The following is a 2,042-nucleotide window of genomic DNA, read 5'->3' as shown; positions in this document are numbered from 1 at the left end:
AGGTGACAGTTAGCACAAAGAATTCTGCCTGTAGCTTCTCTAGGAGTTGCTGGAGCAGTTTCCTGTGCCCAGAATGGATAGGCATTTGCAGCCTGGGGATGGACTATATCATTGGTTAGGAATAGAGCTATAGTTGCGATCGCTACTACCATCATCTTGGCGAAGGCCTTAGTCATACTACCCCAAATTGCCGATCGGTCTATTTTTGACATCAGTTGTTCTGTCTTCTCTCAAAATCAAAAACTTCTACAAATTTTTTGGATTTACTGATTGCTTACGAATCAAAAATCTCTGAACTAGCTATCAGCTTTTAGCATTTTTTAGCATTCAGTTCTCAGCTTTTAGCAACTCTGGGTTAAAAATTCCCAGCAACTATTACGCTGGATGATTGAGTCGGGGTTAAAATTCCTCTTCTCAAGGTAAAAAAAAACGAGCCTACTAATTGCTGAGTGCTGAGTGTTGACCGCTTCTTTAAGTCCACCAAGGGTCTTCTCCGGTGCGGAAGTCTGTTTCTTCCCACTGGGTGAAGACCAGTTTATCATCACTAACATTGGCATGGACTAATGCCAAAGACAAAGGTGCTGGCCCCCTAACTACTTTCCCTGTACTGTTGTACTGAGAGCCATGGCAGGGACAGATAAATTTATTTTCACTACCATTCCAAGGGACTACACAGCCTAAATGAGTACAAACTGCATTTAAACCATAGTTAGCTAAAGTTTGATCTTCTTCAATCACTACATAGGTAGGGTCTCCCTTTAGACCTTGTGCCAGAGTTCTTTCTCCTGGATTGTGATTGGCCACAAAGTCACTAACAATAATATCGTTACCAAGGGCGTCTTTGGCTGTCACCCCACCACCTGTACCTCCACTGGATGGAGGAATAAAGTAGTTAACTACTGGATAGAGCGCTCCAAGAGCGACCCCGGTCACAGTGCCAAAGGTGAGAAGATTCATAAATTGGCGACGTCCCATATCGGGTACATCTGGTGTTCCTTCTGCTTGAGCCATGAATAGATTGAGTGTTTTTTATTAATGTACGTTTGGTGTTTTTGACATCCTCTACGGCCTAAAGATACGGAGATTATTACCGAACCTTAGATCCTCGAAGGGTTGACGCTTAACGGAGTGCTGCACCCACCCCTCTTGCTCCCCTCCAGGGAGGGGATGGGTTAAGCTTCCCTCCAAGTCGATTTTGTGTCTCCGTTAGCGCAGCTGCTCCGGAGGAGGTATGTCCTCCGGCAACCAATATATTTACTGCTGCGTTTTCGTCTCTATCGTGCTTACTGCCACAGGTGAATTATGTGCAGACAAAAAATAATTGCTGTTAGTCTGTGACCACAGCCCAGCTTACAATATTTTGTTAAACAAATTGCAACTTAAAACCATTTCCTGATTATTATTACATTATTTAAACTTTTATTGTTCTTTTCATTAAGAAATGTAAATGTTGTGATTGCAAGGTCTATGACTAGATAATTAGATTTATAGCAGAAGGAAGGACCGAAAGACCGAAAAATTTCGCGTTGTCTGAGTTTTAAGCTTTTGATATGTCCGCGCCCTTTCCTTCGACTGCTATTTGAATGTAGTATAATTTTTTACTTTTGGAAACTTGTTTAATAGTTAGTTTTTCCCAAATTAACTATTGAACTTGAAAATTTACGCAAAAACACTACATAATCCTAAATAAAACTATAGTGCGACACTATATTTAGTGTTTAGAACTCAAAACTGTAGAAGTTATAATTTATCTAAAATCTAAAATATATGATAACTGGCAAGGAATTACATCAACTATTACTAGATAAGTGGGGTAAGTCTTATGATATTCAACTACGGCGGACAAAAGGCAAAATATTTGTGCAGGTAATGTGGAAGTACCTTGAGCAAGTATCTTTTCCGATGACTGAAGTAGATTATTTTGCCCACTTAGATGCAATAGCCACCTATATCAATGGTTTTGGCGGTGTAGAAACTGTTAAGAACTACATTGAGAATACAAAAGAAAGACCTAGACTAGGTAAGGCAGTTAGTATTCCTCA

2 protein-coding genes and 1 pseudogene are annotated in these 2,042 nt (G+C 40.2%); 1 reads left to right on the top strand and 2 read right to left on the bottom strand.

Annotated elements, in window-relative coordinates; genetic code table 11:
• Both F6K13_RS30360 and petC read right to left on the bottom strand, forming a co-directional pair.
• Positions 1 to 212, bottom strand: a pseudogene (locus F6K13_RS30360) (apocytochrome f); the annotation flags it as partial.
• Between the two features lie 259 nt (positions 213 to 471).
• Positions 472 to 1,011, bottom strand: a complete 540-nt coding sequence (gene petC / locus F6K13_RS30355; RefSeq protein WP_124147625.1) for a cytochrome b6-f complex iron-sulfur subunit — start codon at positions 1,009 to 1,011, stop codon at positions 472 to 474.
• Positions 1,012 to 1,770: 759 nt separating this feature from the next.
• Between petC and F6K13_RS30350 the strand changes: the two genes are divergently transcribed.
• On the top strand, positions 1,771 to 2,042 hold a 272-nt coding region (locus F6K13_RS30350; protein ID WP_287289456.1), incomplete at its 3' end, for a DUF3067 family protein.

Origin of the sequence: Okeania sp. SIO2B9 (genome assembly GCF_010672505.1) — a bacterium.
GTDB classification, from domain to species: domain Bacteria; phylum Cyanobacteriota; class Cyanobacteriia; order Cyanobacteriales; family Microcoleaceae; genus Okeania; species Okeania hirsuta.
The sequence above is the reverse complement of the archived record's forward strand: the minus strand, read 5'-3'. Positions and strand labels throughout refer to the sequence as shown.

Excerpts from the sequence above, each read along its gene's own strand:
- petC (WP_124147625.1), bottom strand. The coding sequence starts at position 1,011 with ATGGCTCAAGCAGAAGGAACACCAGATGTACCCGATATGGGACGTCGC.